We start from the raw sequence: 18753 nt of genomic DNA, 5'->3' as shown, positions 1-18753 counted from the left end.
ATGCAAAACAACGTCCTTATTTTAGATTTTGGTTCGCAGTACACACAGCTAATAGCACGACGTGTGCGAGAGTTGAACATTTACTGCGAGATCCATCCTTATCACAACATTCCAGAAAGTTTAGATGAATTTAAAGCCGTAATCCTTTCGGGCAGTCCCTTTTCTACCCGCGCCGAAGATGCGCCACATCCCGATTTATCCCGAATAAAGGGGAAATTCCCCATCTTGGCCGTATGTTATGGAGCGCAATACCTTGCCCATTTTAACGGAGGCAGTGTAGCACCTTCCAATATCAGGGAATATGGTCGCGCAAAACTTTCCATGATAAAAGCCGAAGAGCCACTTTTCAAAAACATACAAGAAGGCACACAGGTATGGATGAGCCATAGCGATACCATTGCAAAACTACCTGAAAACGGCATCCGTTTAGCCAGTACACCAGATGTGTTGAACGCTGCCTACCGAGTGGATGGACAACAAATCTATGGCATTCAGTTTCACCCAGAGGTATATCACACCACCGATGGCAAACAACTGCTGGAAAACTTTTTGGTTCATATTGCAGGTATTGAACAAAGCTGGACGCCCGCAGCGTTTGTTGACACGACAGTCGACGCCCTTAAAGAACAGTTGGGCGACGACAAAGTGGTTTTGGGCCTAAGTGGCGGTGTAGATTCAACAGTCGCGGCTATTTTATTGCATAAAGCAATTGGCAAAAACCTGTACTGTATTTTTGTGAACAATGGTTTGCTTCGGAAAAACGAATTCAGTGATGTTCTGTCGCAATATAAAGACATGGGCTTGAACGTTAAAGGTGTCGATGCTTCGGTACGCTTTTTGGAAGCTTTAAAAGATGTTAGCGACCCCGAATTGAAACGCAAAGCCATTGGCAACGCCTTTATTGAAGTGTTTGATGATGAAGCCCACCAAGTGGAAGATGTAGATTGGTTGGCGCAGGGTACTATTTATCCCGATGTTATTGAGAGTGTTTCGGTCAACGGGCCTTCGGTAACCATTAAATCGCACCACAATGTAGGTGGTTTGCCCGATTTTATGAAGCTCAAAGTAGTAGAACCCTTGCGCATGCTCTTTAAAGATGAAGTACGCCGCGTTGGGGCTGAAATGGGCATCGATAAAAAACTCTTGGGAAGGCATCCGTTCCCGGGTCCTGGGTTGGCCATTCGTATTTTGGGCGATATCACTGCCGAAAAAGTTCGTATATTACAAGAAGTAGATGCCATTTTCATCAACGGGTTGCGCAAATGGGACCTTTACGATAAAGTATGGCAAGCTGGGGCCATCTTGCTGCCGGTACAAAGTGTCGGCGTTATGGGCGATGAGCGAACGTACGAAAAGGTGGTCGCACTAAGAGCGGTGGAATCGACCGATGGCATGACCGCAGATTGGGTAAATTTACCCTATGAATTTTTACAGGAAACGAGCAATCATATAATAAACCGGGTAAAAGGCGTTAATAGAGTAGTGTACGATATTAGTTCAAAGCCGCCGGCAACCATTGAATGGGAATAACCCATCCCAAAAGGTTTTAAAAAGCCTTGTGGGTGTTTAAAAACCAAACATTTTGAAGCATTTCATTTTTTTGTTCATTATCTCCTTCCTCAACACAGGATGTGGGGTTGCTACACAGCAACAACAGCAGTATAGAAGCCATCGGGTGACCAAGGGCGAAACGGTTTACAGCATTGCCCAACAATACGACACCACCGAAAATGCCATTTACCGCTTAAACCCCGATGCCAAAAACGGCATAGGGGCCAACACCATTATTATTTTGCCACGGTCTTCAAATGTGATATCGAGTGCAGGGTTTAGTGATGTGAAGTTTAAAATGCACCGCGTAAAACGCAGGGAAACCCTTTTCAGCATTGCACAACAGTATAACGTTACGCAAGAAGCCATCAAGAAATACAATAAGGAGCTGTATTCAAGACAGCTTAAAAAGGGCGAGAAAATCCGTATTCCCGTTTCAGAAAAAGCAACGGTTGTTACTGATCCTGAAACTACAGAAAATACCGACACCAATACCCATACCGTAGCGCCTAAAGAAACCATTTACGGCATCGCCAGAAAATACAATACCACGATTGCCGAATTGAAAAAACGCAATCCCGGGCTTGACAAAAACATTGCAATAGGTACGGTTTTAACCGTTCCAGATGTTTCAACAACAGCATCTGCAACGATCGACAACGAAAAATACGATTTGTATGAAGTACAGCCCAAAGAAGGGTTTTACCGCCTAAAAGTGAAGTTGGGCCTTTCAGAAGAAGAAATCGTTGCCCTGAACCCGTTCGCCAAAGATGGTTTAAAAGATGGGATGATTTTAAAAATCCCAAAAGAAAATGCCGTTGGTGTTTCTGAAAAAGCGACTCCGGTAAACTTGGAGCATTATATTTCAAACCGATCTGTAAAAAATGTGGCCGTGCTTTTGCCGTTTCAACTCCGGGAAGCAGATTCCGATTCTACCGCTGCGAATACAGCATTATTGAAGTCCAATTCAGTATTGCGCATTGCCCTTGATTTTTACAGCGGAGTGCTTATGGCTACCGAATTTGCTAAGGACAAAGGTATTTCAGTAAATTTAAAAGTGTTTGATACCGAGCGGAGTGCACCAAAAGTGGGCAGTATCGTTTCAGGCTCTGGTTTTAATGATATAGATGCGGTTATTGGCCCCTTACTAAGTAAAAACGTTGACAAAGCCGCTGCTTTGTTGCGGGGTAAGAATGTCCCAGTTTTTTCTCCTTTAAGCAATAAAGAAATACGGATGTACCCCAACCTGTTCCAAACGTTACCTAGCGACGAGATGTTAAAAACCCGTATGATGGATTATCTGGTGGAAAAGGCCGCAGGCAGGAACCTGATTGTCATCAGCGATGCCAAACACAATGGTGAAAAACAGCGTATCCTTTCAAAAATCCCAACTGCAAAAACGGTATCGCCCCGGGAAGGTGGTTATTTGTACCAACGCGATATTGCCGCAAAAGTAGATGCCGAACGGGAAAACTGGGTAGTGCTCGCTTCCAGCGATCCGGTTTTGGTGAGCAATGTGGTGGGGCTTTTAAACGGAATGCCCGATACGTATTACCTTAGGTTGCTGGCATTGGAAAAAAACAAGGCGTATGACTATCACGACGTGTCGAACATGCACTTGGCCAACTTGCAGTTTACCTTTCCGTCGGTCAACAAGAATTACGACTTTAACGAGAAAGACCCGTTTTTAATCAGTTATAAAAATAAATATGGGGTGTTGCCCAACCGGTATGCGGTAAGAGGTTTTGATATTATGTACGATGTATTGCTGCGGTTGGCTTCGGCAGAAGATATGTACCAAGCCAGCGAAAACGATTTTGTGACCGAATACATTGAAAATAAATTTCAGTACACCAACAAATTACTTTCCGGTTACCAAAACAATGCGGTTTACATTGTGAAATACGACGAGAACCTTCATTTTAAAGAAGCCGAATGAGCACAGCTAAAGTAACATACCTTGGTAATCTGCGAACGGAATGCGAACACTTGAAATCGGGCAACACATACATTACCGATGCCCCAACCGACAACCACGGAAAGGGGGAAGCATTCTCACCCACCGATACGGTAGCCACAGGCCTTGCAAATTGCATGCTTACGGTAATGGGCATTAAAGCCAATGATTTGCAAGTTAACTTAAAAGGAAGCACGGCAACCGTGACCAAAACCATGGCCAGCAACCCGCGGCGCATTTCCAAAATTGAACTGGTTTTTCATTTACCGGCCATTTCAGAAACCAAGCATCAAAAAATCCTTGAAAAAACCGCTAACACCTGTCCTGTGCATCACAGCTTACATCCCGATATTGAAAAAGTGATAACCTTTAATTGGGGATAAGCCGTTTTTTCAATCTGTTTCAATAAAGGCAGGATATTTGCGTTTTAATTTTTATGAAACTTTTTGCTGCGCTTTTATTATTTACACTCTCTTTTCTTACCTCGGAAGAAAATAAAGAAAAAATTCCTTGGACCGAAACAAAACAGCTCACTTGGGACGATTTTAAAGGAACACCACCAGCTGGGGCTAATTTTGTGGCCAGTGCCAACAGCGGGATGGCATTTTCTTTTTCATATTCAGAAAAAAATGGCAAACAAACCATGCAACACAGCGTAACGTGTAATTTTTACCCACAGTTATCTTGGTTTAAGCCCGGTAAGGTATCAAATTATATTTTAAAACACGAGCAGACCCATTTTGATATTTCAGAACTGCACGCCCGCATCTTGCGGAAACGTCTGGCTGAAGCTGAATTTTCAAAAAATGTGAAAGAAAAAATAGAGGCATTATATCGAAAAACGGAACAGGAGCGGCAAAACCTGCAAGACCAATATGATTTGGAAACCGACCACTCGAAAAACAAAGCAGCAGAATACCGCTGGCGACAAAAAATAGCCAATCAATTGAGAGCCTATGAACGCTGGAAATAACCCCGACCCAAAACATTTGGAAGAACTCGCCAATTATAAAATGTCTTTTGGGAAATACAAAGGGCAGTACTTGGTCAACATTCCTGAATATTATTACGTGTGGTTTAAGCAGAAGGGGTTTCCCGATGGGAAGTTGGGTAAACTAATGCAAGAAATGTATGAGATTAAATTAAATGGTTTGGAAGGATTGCTTAAAAAATTGATTAGAAAGTAAAATACAACTAATAAACAGTTAGCTTTTTGTATTTTAACTTATGTTTTCCCTAAAAATTTAAACGAATTTTTACGCAACCATCCCGCCAAATCCCCATCTATTTTATGGTTATACAAGCTACATGGGGATAACGTTAAAATACATAAAGCCTTTATTCTATTGGATGCCAGAACTGTACCTTGTTTTGGCAACCTTGTTGTATTGGGTATCCACCGCTACATTATTAAACCCCGTTGCTTTTGTATTGCTAATTCTTTTAACCTCACAGCTTGTTTTCAATAAAAAAGGATTGGGTCTTTTTTTAGGGAGCGTTCTCGTGCTTTTAAACCTATATTTGTTTTTAGCCCTGTTTTCTGATATAGTTGCGAGCCCGTCATTTACCATCTCCGTACAAAAATTCTTGCTTGTGGGCGGCATTTTTCTAGTCCTTAATCTTATTATGGCCGTAAAGCTGTTGCTCAAACACATCGACTTACATCCGCAGAGCAACAAGATTTTAGGATAATCAAATTCATCATTTTATATATTTAACCAATACGGCTTGTCAATTTCCCGTTCGTGGCAGGGTTTTTAGCCAATGGCCAGCGGCAAAAGTCTATGACATCGGCCGAAGTACAAGCTTTTAAGCGTAAATGGTAATAGGGGCTCACATCTAAAATCTAATCGTGTACCGTTCTCAAATCTTTATAAAAAATCACCCCTTGCCTTCCACAATAATTCGTTACATTTGCACCCCGTATAATCATCACAGTAACGCTTACCATGAGCACTACCAAATACATCTTCGTTACGGGCGGGGTATCATCATCTCTCGGAAAAGGAATCATCGCAGCGTCGCTGGCCAAACTACTGCAGGCCAGGGGCTACCGTGTTACCATACAAAAACTGGATCCCTACATTAATGTAGATCCCGGCACCTTGAACCCCTACGAACATGGCGAATGTTACGTAACCGATGATGGCGCCGAAACCGATCTCGACCTGGGCCATTACGAGCGCTTTTTAAACGTAAATACTTCACAGGCCAATAATGTGACCACTGGTCGTATTTACCAAAGTGTGATTGAAAAAGAACGCCGGGGCGAGTTTTTGGGCAAAACCGTTCAAGTGGTGCCGCATATTACCAACGAAATCAAAGAACGCATTCAGCATTTGGGCAATACCGGCGAATACGATATCGTCATTACCGAAATTGGCGGTACTGTCGGCGATATAGAATCTTTGCCCTATATAGAATCGGTACGGCAATTACGATGGGAATTGGGCGATGACAACGCCTTGGTCATTCATTTAACGTTGGTGCCTTATCTTTCGGCCGCTGGCGAATTAAAAACCAAACCCACCCAACACTCGGTAAAAACTTTGATGGAAAGCGGTATAAAAGCCGATATTTTGGTATGCCGAACCGAGCACGATCTTTCAGACGACCTGAGAAGGAAACTGGCCTTGTTCTGTAACGTGAAACGCGAAGCCGTGATACAGTCCATCGATGCTTCTACTATTTACGATGTGCCCAATATGATGCTGGAAGAAGGGCTGGACACCGTGACCCTCCAAAAATTGGGCATGGAAAACAAAAATGAACCCGATTTAACCCGTTGGAATCAATTTTTAAAGCGTCACAAAAATCCAAAAGGAACCGTAAAAATCGGTTTGATTGGTAAATATGTCGAATTGCAGGACAGTTACAAGTCCATTTTGGAGTCTTTCATTCACGCCGGTGCCGAAAATGAGGTAAGCGTAGAAGTGAAATACATTCATTCGGAATACATCAACAAGAATAATGCAGCAGAAAAATTAGGTGATTTGGATGCCGTTTTGGTTGCGCCCGGTTTCGGTGAGCGCGGTATCGAGGGCAAGGTGGAAGCTGTTCAGTACGCCCGCGAAAACAAATTACCGTTTTTGGGTATTTGTTTGGGGATGCAAATGGCCGTAATTGAATACAGCCGAAACGTCTTGGGCATTGCAGATGCCAATTCTTCTGAAATGGATCCGCAAACCGCCAATCCAGTCATCAATTTGATGGAAGACCAAAAAAATATTACCGATATGGGAGGCACCATGCGACTGGGGTCGTGGAAGTGCGAAGTAAAGCCCAACAGTATTATAGCTCGGGTTTATAACCAGCAAACCATTGAAGAGCGCCATCGCCACCGCTATGAATACAATAACAAGTATAAAGAACAATTGGAAAAAGCCGGGATGGTAGCGACGGGGATCAATCCCGACACCCAATTGGTCGAGGTAGTTGAAGTGCCGGAACACCCTTGGTTTGTGGGCGTGCAATACCACCCCGAATATAAAAGCACCGTGGCCAGCCCGCATCCGTTGTTTGTCGATTTTGTAAGAGCGGCCCACGAACATGCCGTTACAAAATGATGCGACAATTTGGCGTGCCTTGCTTTAGGGCGGGATATTTGCGTTATGCAAGTGAATTTTAAAAAGAACAATTTTCTGAAAAAGGAACATTTCAGAAAGATTTAATTATAAAATACTCCGTTAAAACGGACGTTTTTTGAAACAAGTACAGCGTACATGGAAAAAAAGAATTTTGACATTAATTCCCTCATAGGGTTTGTATTGATTGGTGGTATATTGGTATGGATGCTTTATATGCAAGAACCTACTGAAGATGCAGTGCAGGCCGAAAAAGCCAAAACCGAAGCGGCTTCAAAATCACAAGAAGCTTCTGAAAAAGAAGGGCAGCAAGAAACCAATCTCAATGATGCCACCCAGGAAATGGCCATTGCCAATGCGCAAGACTCGCTTGCTTTTGAAAAACTGAAAAACAAATTGGGGTCGTTTGCTTATTCCGGGACGCTGCCATCGGCAAAACAAAACACTACGGTACTTGAAAATGAGGTGCTTTACTTAGAGATAAGCAACCAAGGCGGATATATTACCGAGGCCCGTTTAAAGAACCATACCACTTACGATTCGCTACCGGTAAGCCTTATAAAAGATGGCAACAGCAGCTTGAACCTGCAATTTTCTTCGGAAAACAGATTGCTGAACACCAAAGACCTCTTTTTTGAACCCACCACAAGCACCAATGGCGATAATAAAGTGCTTTCCATGAAGTTAAAAACTTCCGAAAACGCCTTTATAGAATACCGTTACGAGCTATTGCCCAATGAGTATATGCTCAATTTCAGCGTAAAATCGCAGGGCTTGGAAGGCGTGCTCAACACCACCCAGCCTATGTATCTGGATTGGCGATTAAAAGGATACCGCCACGCAAAAAGCATTACGTACGAAAATAGGTACACCCGTCTCACTTACGAATATGAGGACGAAAAACACGATAAACTTTCCCCTTCGGGAGAAGATGAAGAACTGGAAAAAGACGTCACGTGGATGAACTTCCGCCAGCACTTCTTCAGTTCGCTGCTGTTGACCGATACGCCTTTTAAAGAAGTGGCGTTCAGCTCAGTCGATTTGGTAGAAGACGAAGAAATAGACACCGTTTACACCAAGCAATACGGAGCCAAAATGCTGTTGGAGCCCAAAGGAGGAGGGATTTCCTACGATATGAACATGTATTACGGGCCTACCGATTATCAAATTTTCAATGATTATGGAAGAAACCTGGATGAAGCCATGCCTTTGGGCTGGGGCATTTTCGGGATGATCAATAAATACATTATTATTCCACTTTTCGGCTTTTTAAGTGGCTTTTTACCTGCCGGGATAGCCATTATCTGCTTGACCGTATTGATAAAATTATTGCTGTCGCCCGTGCAGTACAAGCAATATCTTTCGCAGGCGAAGATGAAGATTTTGCGGCCGGAAATTGAAGAAATCCGTGAAAAATACGGAGACAACAAAATGAAGATCCAGCAGGAAACCATGAAATTGCAAAGCGCCGCAGGGGCCAGTCCGTTGAAAGGATGTTTGCCCGCGTTACTGCAATTACCGGTGTTTTACGCCTTGTTCACCTTTTTCCCTTCGGCCTTCGATTTGCGCCAAAAAAGTTTTTTGTGGGCAGACGATCTGTCCAGTTACGATGTTGTGGCCCATTTGCCGTTTCACATCCCGTTTTATGGCGACCACGTGAGTTTGTTTCCCATTTTGGCTTCTATCGCCATCTTTATCTATATGATGATGACCACGGGACAGAACATGCAAGCCCAGCAGCAACCGGGAATGCCCAACATGAAATTTATTATGTACCTCTCTCCGCTGTTTATGTTGGTGTTCTTTAACAACTACGCCAGTGGCCTGTCGTTGTATTATTTAACTTCAAACCTTATTACCATTGGTATTATGTTGGTCATCAAGAATTTTATCATTGATGAAGATAAGGTGCACGCCAAAATTCAGAAAAAGAAAAAACAGCCCAAGAAACAAAACCGTTTTCAGCGTAAAATGGCCGAAATGATGGAACAGGCCGAAGAACAAAAGAAAGCACAGAAAAAAAAGTAGTGCGTCATAGAGGGTGTCAAAAAAGCGAATAATTTAACGCTGTTAAGTTGATCGTAGTCGAAACCTCAATTGTATATCAATCGGTTAAAAATTTCGACTGTAGTCAGTTTAAACATGTTCTTTTTGTGTCAAATAGCTTTATACTTTAGCCATCACTTATGCGTTTTGATTTATAACTTAAACGATACGTTACAATGAAGCATGTTTTTGTTTTTTTCTTCGGAATACTCGTCAGCCTGCAAATTTCAATAGCGCAAGAAAACGTTAATCAGCTTGATGAAAACGGCAAACGGCACGGGGTATGGAAAAAATACTATCCCGGCACCCAACAACTAAGGTATGAAGGCCAGTTTGACCACGGAAAAGAAATAGGAACATTCAATTTTTATTGTAAAGCCTGTAATGGGCAACCCATGGCAGTAAAGAATTTTTCTTCTGAAGGGACAAAAGCTTATGTGCGCTATTTCACCATAAAAGGAAAATTGGTGAGCGAAGGCGAAATGGAAGGTAAAAATAGAATAGGGGAATGGGTCTATTATCATGCGGGATCCAACGCTGTGATGACCCGGGAATATTATAAAAACGGAAAATTAGATGGAACAAAAACCACCTATTATCCCAATGGCACTAAAACCGAAGAAACCCACTACGAAAACGGTTTAAAACATGGCGAAAGCAAGTTTTACTCTCCCCAGGGTGTTTTGTTGAAGCAGCTCAATTACGAAGCCGACAAACTTAGCGGGAAAGCTGTGCATTACGACGACAACGGCACCCTGACCATTAAAGGCCATTACAAAAAGGGGAAAAAATACGGTCTTTGGCAATACTTTAAAAACGGCGAACTGGAACTGGAAGAAACGTATCCCAAACCGAAAAATCCAGAAAAGCAGTAAACCATAGTCTTCTAGACCGGTACGGTATAAATTTTGCTGTAATTACCATAAAGACAATAGATAGGGCAGGATAAAAAGCCGTGTTAAAATTTGTATCTTTGCACCCGCAAAGCAGTTTTAGATCAATAGCAGCATGAACACAAAAAAAAGAGTGGTGGTAGGTTTAAGCGGTGGAGTGGATTCCAGCGTGGCAGCATATTTGTTGAAAGAGCAAGGGTATGAGGTTATTGGTCTGTTTATGAAAAACTGGCATGACGATTCGGTAACCATATCAAACGAGTGCCCTTGGCTGGAAGACAGCAACGATGCTATGTTGGTAGCCCAAAAACTTAACATTCCCTTTCAAACGGTCGATTTAAGCGAACAGTACAAAGAGCGCATTGTCGATTACATGTTCAACGAATATAAAATGGGCCGCACGCCAAATCCAGATGTCCTTTGCAACCGTGAAATTAAGTTTGACGTATTTTTGAACATAGCCATGGAACTGGGGGCCGATTATGTGGCTACCGGTCATTATTGTAGAAAAGGTACCATTGAAAAAGAGGGTTCAACAATCTACCAATTGCTTTCAGGGAAAGATCCCAATAAAGACCAGTCGTATTTTCTGTGTCAATTATCGCAAGAACAGCTTTCAAAAACATTGTTTCCCATTGGGGAGCTTTTAAAACCAGAAGTGCGTAAAATCGCTTCGGAACAAGGCTTGATCACTGCCGAAAAAAGAGACTCCCAAGGGCTGTGCTTTATTGGCAAGGTAAGGCTTCCAGAGTTTTTGCAACATCAATTAGCACCAAAAGAAGGGATGATCGTGGAGGTGCCTTCAGATTATTCGGCCTATCAAAAAACCGAACCTGAATTTTCTTCCGAAGAAGAAAAACTGCAATTCCTTTCAGAAAAAAACACCTATACGGTTTCAGATGGCAAAAAAGTGGGGACGCATCCTGGCGCGCACTTTTTTACTAAAGGCCAACGTAAGGGTTTGGCCGTGGGCGGGACTAAAGAACCGCTCTTTGTCATCGATACCGATGTGAAAGAAAACATTATTTACACCGGACAAGGAAAAAAACATCCCGGTTTGTACCGCCGTGGCCTTTTCGTTAAAAATGAAGAAGTGCATTGGGTACGGAAAGACCAGCGGTTGGAAGTTGATGAATCAAAAGAAATGGTCGCAAGAATACGGTACAGGCAACCGCTTGAAAAAGCCACTTTGCACCAGACCGTTTCGGGACTTTATGTTATCTTTGAAGAACCACAATCTGCTATTACCGAAGGACAATTTGTTGCTTGGTACCAAGGGGAAGAATTGCTAGGCAGTGGCGTAATATCTTAAATTTAAAAATAAACTATGATGAAAAGAATACTATTCCTGTTAATCGCCCTAATTACAACACAACTTGTATTTTCGCAAGAAGACGCACTCGTTTTCTTTGCCGATAAAGAAGGTGTGGCAGATGCGCTTGCCAACCCCATTACCATATTAACCCAAGAAGCCATAGACCGCAAACAAATGCATGGTACGCCAATAGACGAAAGGGATGTGCCGGTGAACGAAAGTTATAAAACCCAGGTAAACAACAGCACGGGTATAACAGTGCTTGCCAAGTCTAAATGGATGAATGCAGTATATGTACGGGGTAGTATATCGAACATCAATAACTTGTTGAATCTCGATTTTGTTACCGAAGTAGAGTTCGCTGATAAGGATTTAAATTTCAGAAAACCGGCGGGCACCACTCCAGATAAATTTGAAATTGAAAATCAGCAGTCCCGGATTGAATACAACTACGGTAATGCTGCCAACCAAACCGAAATGCTCTCTGTGGATTTCCTGCACGAAAACAATTTTACAGGAGAAGGCATGGTAGTTGCATTTATGGATGGTGGTTTTCCTAACGTTATGAACAATCCCGCCTTTGAAAATCTTAGAAATGAAGGGAGGCTTTTAGGGACATATGATTTTGTGGAACGTCAAGAAAATGTTGATGGTACGTCAAGCCATGGATCACATACTCTTAGTGATGCCGCAGCATTTTTAAATGGGGAATTTGTAGGTACGGCTCCCAATGCTTCATATTATTTGTTTGTTACCGAAGATGGTGATAATGAAAGTCCGTTGGAAGAAGCCCTGTGGGTGGAAGCTTTGGAACGCGCCGACAGCCTTGGGGTTGATGTAGTTAACACCTCCTTAGGTTACCAGGATTTTGATGATCCCGACTACAACCATAGTTATGAAGATCTGGACGGGCAGACCACGATTGGGGCTCGCGGTGCCAATCATGCGTTCGATAAAGGCATGATACTGGTTACATCGGCCGGAAATGATGGTTATTATGGGTTTACATATGTAGGAACACCAGGGGATGCACCGGGAATGTTAACCATAGGGGCAGTCGATGCGTATGGAAATTTAGCCTATTTCAGTTCAATAGGCCCCACGGTTGATGGCCGCGTAAAACCCGACGTGATGGCACAAGGGGAGAGTGCCGCCATTGTAGATTTGTATGGAAGCGTTACCTATAGCAATGGTACTTCTTTTAGTTCGCCCATTATGGCTGGATCTGTTGCTTCGTTTTGGCAGGTTCGTCCAGAAACCCCAAACATCGAGATTATGCAAATGATACGCGAATCTGGTTCCTTGTATGATAATCCTACCGATGAAATGGGCTACGGAATACCAAATTTTGAAGACGCCTATAATGCATTAATCCAATTGTCTGTTGAAGATGAAATGCTTCAGAAAAACTTTGCTTTGTATCCAAACCCGGTAACGACCGATGTTAACATTTCGTTCCCCAAAGGATATGCCGAAGCAACCTTCACCATGTATAATATCTTAGGAGAACAAGTGAAAAGAGCTCGTATTTCAGCCAATAACAATCAGGTGGATGTTTCTCAATTAACCGCCGGGGTTTATATTGCCACCGTTGAAACCGGAAACAAAAAAACTTCATTTAAACTGATTAAACAGTAACATACGTGCAAAATAGGATTACCGAACTTTTCAATATACAGTATCCATTAATACAAGCCGGAATGATCTGGAACAGCGGTTGGCGTTTGGCCAGTGCTGTGAGCAACGCCGGTGGGTTGGGGATTATTGGCGCTGGCTCTATGTATCCTGAAATATTACTGGAGCATATTCAAAAATGCCAAAAAGCGACCGATAAACCCTTTGGGGTCAATGTGCCGATGTTGTACCCAGATATTGATGAAATCATCGATATTATTATAGATGAAGGGGTGAAAATTGTATTTACTTCTGCCGGAAACCCAAAAACCTATACGTCAAAATTACAAAAACACGGCATTACTGTCGTCCACGTGGTGAGCAGTGTGAAATTTGCATTAAAATCTCAAGAAGCAGGCGTAGATGCCGTAGTTGCCGAAGGGTTTGAAGCCGGTGGACATAATGGTCGGGATGAAACGACCACCTTCACTTTAATCCCGATGGTGAAAGAACAAATTGACATTCCATTGATTGCTGCTGGCGGAATTGCTACCGGCCGTGGTATGCTGGCGGCAATGGTGTTAGGCGCCGATGCCGTACAGGTGGGTAGCCGTTTTGTGGCCAGTGAAGAATCGAGTTCGCACCAAGCATTTAAAAAAATGGTGATCAATGCTAAAGAAGGCGACACCATGCTCACTTTAAAAGAGTTGGCGCCCGTGCGCATGCTGAAAAACAAATTCTTTGAAGACATTATGGAGCTTTATGCCAAAAACCCAAAAAAAGAAGACTTGATAAAGCTTTTGGGTAGGGCCCGTGCCAAAAAAGGCATGTTTGAAGGCGACTTGGAAGAAGGCGAACTGGAAATCGGTCAGATTTCCGGGCTGATACACGACATCAAACCAGCCGCCCAAATTGTGGAAGATATGATTGCAGAATTTAAAACAGCAAAAGAAGAAGTATATAACCTTTAAATTTCTATTCCCTGCAACAAATAATCATCAACATCGATATTTTCCTTATCGGTATGTAAAACGAGCACATCGCCTGTAGATTCAAGGATAACTGCCTTTACTTGGCTAAGGTTGATTACGTTAGCCTCCCGTAATTTAGATTGCAGTTCGGATTCGGTTACTTTCGATCTCTTCATATTCTCTTTTAAAATTTCACCGTTCCGCATAAGCATAATGGGTTTGTTTTCAATTAGTTTTTCAACCGATTGGCTTTTAAATCTTATATAATTAATTAAATAATTCAGCGCGTAGAGGATAAGCAGTAAAACGGCGCCCACCAAAACGGAAGGACTGCCTGTGTTCACCGTCATCGCAATAATGTTACCGATGGCAACGGTAATTACAAAATCAAAGCCTGTCATCTTACTGAAACTTTTCAATCCAAAAAGTCTGGTGTACAAGATTAAAAGAATAAAGATAACAGTGGTGCCGATAAACACTTCGGGTATTTCTGTGAGGTTTTTGAAAAAATGATCGAGTGACATAATGATTGGTTTTTATTAGTTCTGAAAAGATACTGTAAAAAAACAACCGCTTCGTTCATGTTAATAAAAAATTAGGGTGAGAAAAACCATAAAATTTTCGTAATACCCGCAGGACTGGGCAAAAAATAGTAGTAAAATCCTATTACATTTGTTACTTTTGTGCATCTTAAAACTAAGCCATAAAACGCTATTATGAATTTACACGAATATCAAGGAAAAGAAATACTGAATAGTTTTGGAGTTGAAATACAGCGCGGAATCGTTGCTGAAACTCCAGAAGAAGCAGTCGAGGCTGCAAAAAAATTGACCGAAGAAACCGGTACCGGCTGGCACGTGGTAAAAGCACAGGTGCACGCAGGTGGCCGAGGTAAGGGCGGCGGCGTAAAATTGGCCAAAAACCTAAAAGAGGTCGAAGAAATTGCAGGTGAGATCATCGGGATGAATTTGGTTACCCCACAAACCAGTGAGGAAGGAAAGAAAGTAAACCAAGTGTTGATCACCGAAGATGTGTACTATCCTGGCGATAGCGAACCTGAAGAATATTATATGAGCGTTCTGCTTAACCGTGCTACCGGAAAAAACATGATTATGTACTCCACCGAAGGAGGCATGGACATTGAAACCGTAGCCGACGAAACCCCACATTTAATCTTCAATGAAGAAGTTGATCCCGCTTTAGGGCTTATGCCGTTTCAAGCACGTCGTATCGCTTTTAATTTGGGATTGAGCGGCAAGGCATTTAAACAAATGACCAAGTTTGTAACCGCACTTTACAAAGCCTATACCGAGTCTGATTCTTCTTTGTTTGAAATAAACCCCGTCCTTAAAACAAGCGACGACAAGATTATCGCTGTAGACGCAAAAGTAACGTTGGACGACAATGCGCTCTTTCGTCATAAGGACTATGCCGCTATGCGCGACACCAGAGAAGAAAACCCTGTTGAGGTGGAAGCCCGCGAAGCCGGATTGAGCTATGTGGACTTAGATGGCAACGTTGGTTGTATGGTAAATGGTGCTGGTCTTGCTATGGCCACAATGGACCTTATTAAACAAGCCGGAGGAGAGCCTGCTAACTTCTTGGACGTTGGTGGTACCGCAGATGCCGAGCGTGTGGAAAAAGCATTCAACTTAATATTGAAAGATCCTTCGGTAAAAGCTATTTTGGTAAATATCTTTGGAGGGATCGTACGTTGCGACCGTGTGGCACAAGGTGTTGTAGATGCCTATAAAAACATGGGCAATATCGATGTTCCTATTATTGTACGTTTGCAAGGCACCAATGCCGATAAAGCAAAAGAGTTGATAGACAACAGTGGTCTTGCGGTTGAAAGTGCTGTCGAGTTTCAAGAAGCTGCCGATAAAGTACATAAAGTACTGTCGTAACAAAGCGAATTAAGATTATACAAAGCCTGAAGTGTTTCGCTTCAGGTTTTTTTGTGCTCTTGTTTAAGATTTCAAAATACTGTCGGCTAATTGTTGAACCTTTTCCATATCTTTTTCCGAATCAAATGAAATGGCTTTAAGCAATACTTTCAGCTCTTCATCAATCGCTTCCATGTACGCTTGTTCCAGCGAAGGCTGTTGTTTTAAGTAGCCCAGCATCCAGATGAGTTTTTGGGCAACGGTGGGGTCGTGGCGACAGTAGGTTCGAAGTGAGGCCATTACTTGGTACAACAGCTCATGAAAATGCACCACTGCAATTTTGATGTACGGGTTGCCTTCTTCCGAAAATACGCCCAAATCATTTTTTTTCATGCGTAAAGCGAACAGTTCGGTAAGGTAATCTATAGCGTTGATGGCCGTTCCAGGATCGTTTACACCAGGAGACATGGCCCGTACGGCAATTTCGGTAATTTGTTTAAAGGCTAAGGCATAATTATCTTGTATGTATTCGCCCCTGGCAAAGTTCAGGTTTGCGAAAATAGCTTGCACCGTGTCTTCATCCAGTTTTTTGTTGGCTTTCAGTACGCGGATGTTTTTCAATACAAAAAGTCCCTTGGGAACGGTGATGTATAGTTTCATCTCTTTCCTTTTACAGATATCGATGATATTTTGCGTGGCAATATTTTGAAAATATCCGCTCTTGGGCGAGGTGTAGCTGTACCAGTTTTCGGTTTTGGGAAACGCTTGGATAATTTGATCTTTTTTCTCGTCTTCGCGCTCAATGATACTGTTGAGCCTATGGGTGGCTTGATCGTAGATACCGTCCATGATATTGTTAATCTGTATGCTTTGCGAAATATTGTGGATAAAAAAAATAAACGCTCCCAAACAGATAATGCTGAACACCACCCCCAGCAATATGGAAAAACCTGGTAGCGTAAACTTTTCTTCACTGGTCTCTACACTGAAAAGCGTAAAAATATTATAGATAATCGTGCCCAGGTACACCCCAAGGATAATCTGGTGCCTTTTGTTCGAAATAAGCCCGGGCAACAACCGTGGCGAAAAATTGCTCGAAGCCTGGCTCAACAGCAACATCACCATAGAAAAACTGAATACCATTAAAGAAATAAGCCCACCAATACACGTGCTCAACACACTTAAAGCCGTATCGCCATCTTCAACAACCAATAGGGGAAATACTTCTATGAGATGCCTTGATATTCCTTTTTGTTCGGCAATTACCATGATCAAAGCTATAACAAAACCAAACAAGGCGATAAGCGATGGGTAAAACGCTATCTTACTTTTTAACGTACTGTAAAAAGTATGGATTCTAACAAGAAATTGTTTCATATAACAGGCTCTTGCCCTAAAGATAAATAGAAAACTTTGGTTTTGTTATATGGCCCGTATTTTTTTAACACTCCTTAAAACCGTCAAAATGGCATAATATAGAGTGATAAAAAAGACATAATGGCATAATTAACATTGTGGAACCGCTTTTGCCATATACCAAACAGAAGATAAAAAAGAACATATAACAACAATAAAATTATAGATTATGAGTTTAGTTAAAACAAACAGCAATTGGTTTCCATCGGTGTTGGATGAATTGTTTGCCGAAAACAGATTGGACGTTCCCAATTATGAAAACTTTAGCATTCCAGCTGTAAATATTCAAGAAAAAAACACGAATTTTGTAGTTGAATTAGCTGTGCCTGGTTTAAGGAAAGAAAACTTTAATATTGAACTTGAAGATGACGTTTTGAAAATTTCCGCGGAGGTTTCTTCAGAAAACAAAGAAGAAAATAGCACAGAAAATAAAACAAATTACACGCGTAAAGAGTTTGATTACAGTACATTTGAACGATCGTTTACCTTACCGGAAAACATTGATGTAGAAGCTGTAAACGCAACATATAAAAACGGGGTATTGCAAATTACATTGCCCAAAAAAGAAGAAGAAAAAGCATTAAAAAGAATGGTTGAGATTTCATAATTGAAATTTAATTTGGTTAGTTAGTTGAAATGACCGCACACTACTCAATCGGTGTGCGGTTTTTTTATGGCCTCTTTTAAAAAACTACCTTTTTCTGCGTTTGCCGCCAGTACTTTGTTTGTTGCCAACTTTTTTTGCGTTGCCGGTGCTTTGTTGTGGTCTTTTGGATTGAGGGACATTTTTAGATACTTCAACAGATTCTTTTAGGGTTTTTAATTCCTCTTTGGTGAGGTCGCGCCAAGAACCAACGGGCAAGCCGTCCAAGTCTATGTTCATGATGCGTATTCTTTTTAGAGCGGTAACCTCGTAGCCCAAATATTCGCACATCCTGCGTATTTGCCTGTTTAAGCCTTGTACCAAGATAATACGGAACACAAACCGGCTTATTTTTTCCACCTTGCATTTTTTGGTGACCGTATCCAAAATAGGGATACCATTGCCCATTCGTTTTATGAAGTCGTTGGTTATGGGCCGGTCCACTGTTACGATATATTCTTTTTCATGTTTGTTGCCGGCCCTTAAAATTTTGTTCACGATATCACCATCATTGGTCATCAACAACAGGCCTTCGCTGGGTTTGTCGAGCCTACCAATATGGAATATGCGTTCATCATGGTTTATAAAATCCACCACATTGCCTTCCACGCGCCTGTCAGTAGTACAGGTAATGCCAATAGGTTTGTTAAGGGCAATATACACCAGGTTTTCATTTTCGGTAATCAACTTGCCGTCCACCCTCACTTCGTCGTCGGGCATCACGCGGTCGCCCAAGGTAGCCAAGGTACCGTTAATGGTTACTTTTTCCTTTTCAATCAAGGTATCCGCCTGCCTTCTGGAGCAGTATCCACTATCGCTAATGGCTTTGTTAATGCGTACGGAATCTGGATGGTGTGTCATAGTTTGCAAAGATACA

The 18753-nt window shown here is 42.1% G+C and carries 17 protein-coding genes; 14 read left to right on the top strand and 3 right to left on the bottom strand.

Annotated features, from left to right (window positions below):
* From guaA to DDV96_RS12580, 12 genes are all read left to right on the top strand, one after another.
* Entirely contained in the window at positions 1 to 1530 is a 1530-nt protein-coding gene (gene guaA, locus DDV96_RS12635; RefSeq protein WP_116695139.1) for a glutamine-hydrolyzing GMP synthase, read from the top strand.
* Positions 1531 to 1582: 52 nt separating this feature from the next.
* Complete coding sequence (locus DDV96_RS12630; protein ID WP_116695138.1) at positions 1583 to 3490, top strand: LysM peptidoglycan-binding domain-containing protein; 1908 nt, start codon at positions 1583 to 1585, stop codon at positions 3488 to 3490.
* A complete protein-coding gene (locus DDV96_RS12625) occupies positions 3487 to 3891 on the top strand; it encodes an OsmC family protein (protein WP_116695137.1) in 405 nt (134 codons plus the stop codon). Before DDV96_RS12630 ends, DDV96_RS12625 begins: the two co-directional genes overlap by 4 nt.
* 53 nt (positions 3892 to 3944) lie before the next feature.
* Positions 3945 to 4481, top strand: coding sequence for a DUF922 domain-containing protein (locus DDV96_RS12620; RefSeq protein ID WP_116695136.1), 537 nt, complete (start codon positions 3945 to 3947; stop codon positions 4479 to 4481).
* A complete protein-coding gene (locus DDV96_RS12615; RefSeq protein ID WP_116695135.1) occupies positions 4465 to 4695 on the top strand; it encodes a DUF3820 family protein in 231 nt (76 codons plus the stop codon). The genes DDV96_RS12620 and DDV96_RS12615 overlap by 17 nt, the downstream gene beginning before the upstream one ends.
* A gap of 163 nt (positions 4696 to 4858) precedes the next feature.
* A complete protein-coding gene (locus DDV96_RS12610) occupies positions 4859 to 5200 on the top strand; it encodes a hypothetical protein (protein WP_116695134.1) in 342 nt (113 codons plus the stop codon).
* A 257-nt stretch (positions 5201 to 5457) separates the two neighbouring features.
* Entirely contained in the window at positions 5458 to 7074 is a 1617-nt protein-coding gene (locus DDV96_RS12605) for a CTP synthase (RefSeq protein ID WP_116695133.1), read from the top strand.
* A 156-nt stretch (positions 7075 to 7230) separates the two neighbouring features.
* Entirely contained in the window at positions 7231 to 9120 is a 1890-nt protein-coding gene (gene yidC / locus DDV96_RS12600) for a membrane protein insertase YidC (protein ID WP_116695132.1), read from the top strand.
* A gap of 194 nt (positions 9121 to 9314) precedes the next feature.
* Positions 9315 to 10013, top strand: coding sequence for a toxin-antitoxin system YwqK family antitoxin (locus DDV96_RS12595; RefSeq protein ID WP_116695131.1), 699 nt, complete (start codon positions 9315 to 9317; stop codon positions 10011 to 10013).
* Positions 10014 to 10146: 133 nt separating this feature from the next.
* On the top strand, positions 10147 to 11343 hold the full coding sequence (gene mnmA / locus DDV96_RS12590) for a tRNA 2-thiouridine(34) synthase MnmA (protein ID WP_116695130.1): 1197 nt from the start codon (positions 10147 to 10149) through the stop codon (positions 11341 to 11343).
* Between the two features lie 15 nt (positions 11344 to 11358).
* Complete coding sequence (locus DDV96_RS12585) at positions 11359 to 12984, top strand: S8 family serine peptidase (RefSeq protein ID WP_240607721.1); 1626 nt, start codon at positions 11359 to 11361, stop codon at positions 12982 to 12984.
* Positions 12985 to 12989: 5 nt separating this feature from the next.
* Positions 12990 to 13931: an NAD(P)H-dependent flavin oxidoreductase gene (locus DDV96_RS12580; protein WP_116695128.1), complete on the top strand. Its 942-nt coding sequence runs from the start codon at positions 12990 to 12992 to the stop codon at positions 13929 to 13931.
* On the opposite strand, the gene DDV96_RS12575 is transcribed toward DDV96_RS12580, so the two are convergent.
* The gene (locus DDV96_RS12575) at positions 13928 to 14455 is read right to left on the bottom strand and encodes a DUF421 domain-containing protein (protein ID WP_116695127.1); all 528 of its coding nucleotides are present in this window, start codon (positions 14453 to 14455) and stop codon (positions 13928 to 13930) included. The two genes, DDV96_RS12580 and DDV96_RS12575, sit on opposite strands and share 4 nt — an antisense overlap.
* A gap of 192 nt (positions 14456 to 14647) precedes the next feature.
* Here DDV96_RS12575 and sucC point away from each other — a divergent pair, with 192 nt between their 5' ends.
* Positions 14648 to 15838 carry an ADP-forming succinate--CoA ligase subunit beta gene (sucC, locus tag DDV96_RS12570; RefSeq protein ID WP_116695126.1) on the top strand — a complete coding sequence of 397 codons (1191 nt, stop codon included), beginning with the start codon at positions 14648 to 14650 and terminating at the stop codon, positions 15836 to 15838.
* A 63-nt stretch (positions 15839 to 15901) separates the two neighbouring features.
* On the opposite strand, the gene DDV96_RS12565 is transcribed toward sucC, so the two are convergent.
* The gene (locus tag DDV96_RS12565; protein WP_116695125.1) at positions 15902 to 17194 is read right to left on the bottom strand and encodes a DUF2254 domain-containing protein; all 1293 of its coding nucleotides are present in this window, start codon (positions 17192 to 17194) and stop codon (positions 15902 to 15904) included.
* A 208-nt stretch (positions 17195 to 17402) separates the two neighbouring features.
* Between DDV96_RS12565 and DDV96_RS12560 the strand changes: the two genes are divergently transcribed.
* On the top strand, positions 17403 to 17840 hold the full coding sequence (locus tag DDV96_RS12560; RefSeq protein ID WP_116695124.1) for an Hsp20/alpha crystallin family protein: 438 nt from the start codon (positions 17403 to 17405) through the stop codon (positions 17838 to 17840).
* Positions 17841 to 17924: 84 nt separating this feature from the next.
* On the opposite strand, the gene rluF is transcribed toward DDV96_RS12560, so the two are convergent.
* A complete protein-coding gene (gene rluF / locus DDV96_RS12555; RefSeq protein ID WP_116695123.1) occupies positions 17925 to 18737 on the bottom strand; it encodes a 23S rRNA pseudouridine(2604) synthase RluF in 813 nt (270 codons plus the stop codon).
* Positions 18738 to 18753: the final 16 nt, after the last annotated feature.

Origin of the sequence: Marixanthomonas spongiae (assembly GCF_003095375.1) — a bacterium.
GTDB classification, from domain to species: domain Bacteria; phylum Bacteroidota; class Bacteroidia; order Flavobacteriales; family Flavobacteriaceae; genus Marixanthomonas; species Marixanthomonas spongiae.
Note: the sequence above shows the minus strand (reverse complement) of the source record. Positions and strands in the feature narration are given on the sequence as shown.

Coding starts and splice junctions, on each gene's coding strand:
- DDV96_RS12575 (WP_116695127.1), bottom strand. CDS start 14,455: ATGTCACTCGATCATTTTTTCAAAAACCTCACAGAAATACCCGAAGTG.
- DDV96_RS12615 (WP_116695135.1), top strand. CDS start 4,465: ATGAACGCTGGAAATAACCCCGACCCAAAACATTTGGAAGAACTCGCC.
- DDV96_RS12610 (WP_116695134.1), top strand. CDS start 4,859: ATGCCAGAACTGTACCTTGTTTTGGCAACCTTGTTGTATTGGGTATCC.
- mnmA (WP_116695130.1), top strand. CDS start 10,147: ATGAACACAAAAAAAAGAGTGGTGGTAGGTTTAAGCGGTGGAGTGGAT.
- rluF (WP_116695123.1), bottom strand. CDS start 18,737: ATGACACACCATCCAGATTCCGTACGCATTAACAAAGCCATTAGCGAT.
- DDV96_RS12620 (WP_116695136.1), top strand. CDS start 3,945: ATGAAACTTTTTGCTGCGCTTTTATTATTTACACTCTCTTTTCTTACC.
- DDV96_RS12595 (WP_116695131.1), top strand. CDS start 9,315: ATGAAGCATGTTTTTGTTTTTTTCTTCGGAATACTCGTCAGCCTGCAA.
- DDV96_RS12585 (WP_240607721.1), top strand. CDS start 11,359: ATGATGAAAAGAATACTATTCCTGTTAATCGCCCTAATTACAACACAA.
- guaA (WP_116695139.1), top strand. CDS start 1: ATGCAAAACAACGTCCTTATTTTAGATTTTGGTTCGCAGTACACACAG.
- DDV96_RS12605 (WP_116695133.1), top strand. CDS start 5,458: ATGAGCACTACCAAATACATCTTCGTTACGGGCGGGGTATCATCATCT.
- DDV96_RS12565 (WP_116695125.1), bottom strand. CDS start 17,194: ATGAAACAATTTCTTGTTAGAATCCATACTTTTTACAGTACGTTAAAA.
- yidC (WP_116695132.1), top strand. CDS start 7,231: ATGGAAAAAAAGAATTTTGACATTAATTCCCTCATAGGGTTTGTATTG.
- DDV96_RS12560 (WP_116695124.1), top strand. CDS start 17,403: ATGAGTTTAGTTAAAACAAACAGCAATTGGTTTCCATCGGTGTTGGAT.
- sucC (WP_116695126.1), top strand. CDS start 14,648: ATGAATTTACACGAATATCAAGGAAAAGAAATACTGAATAGTTTTGGA.
- DDV96_RS12625 (WP_116695137.1), top strand. CDS start 3,487: ATGAGCACAGCTAAAGTAACATACCTTGGTAATCTGCGAACGGAATGC.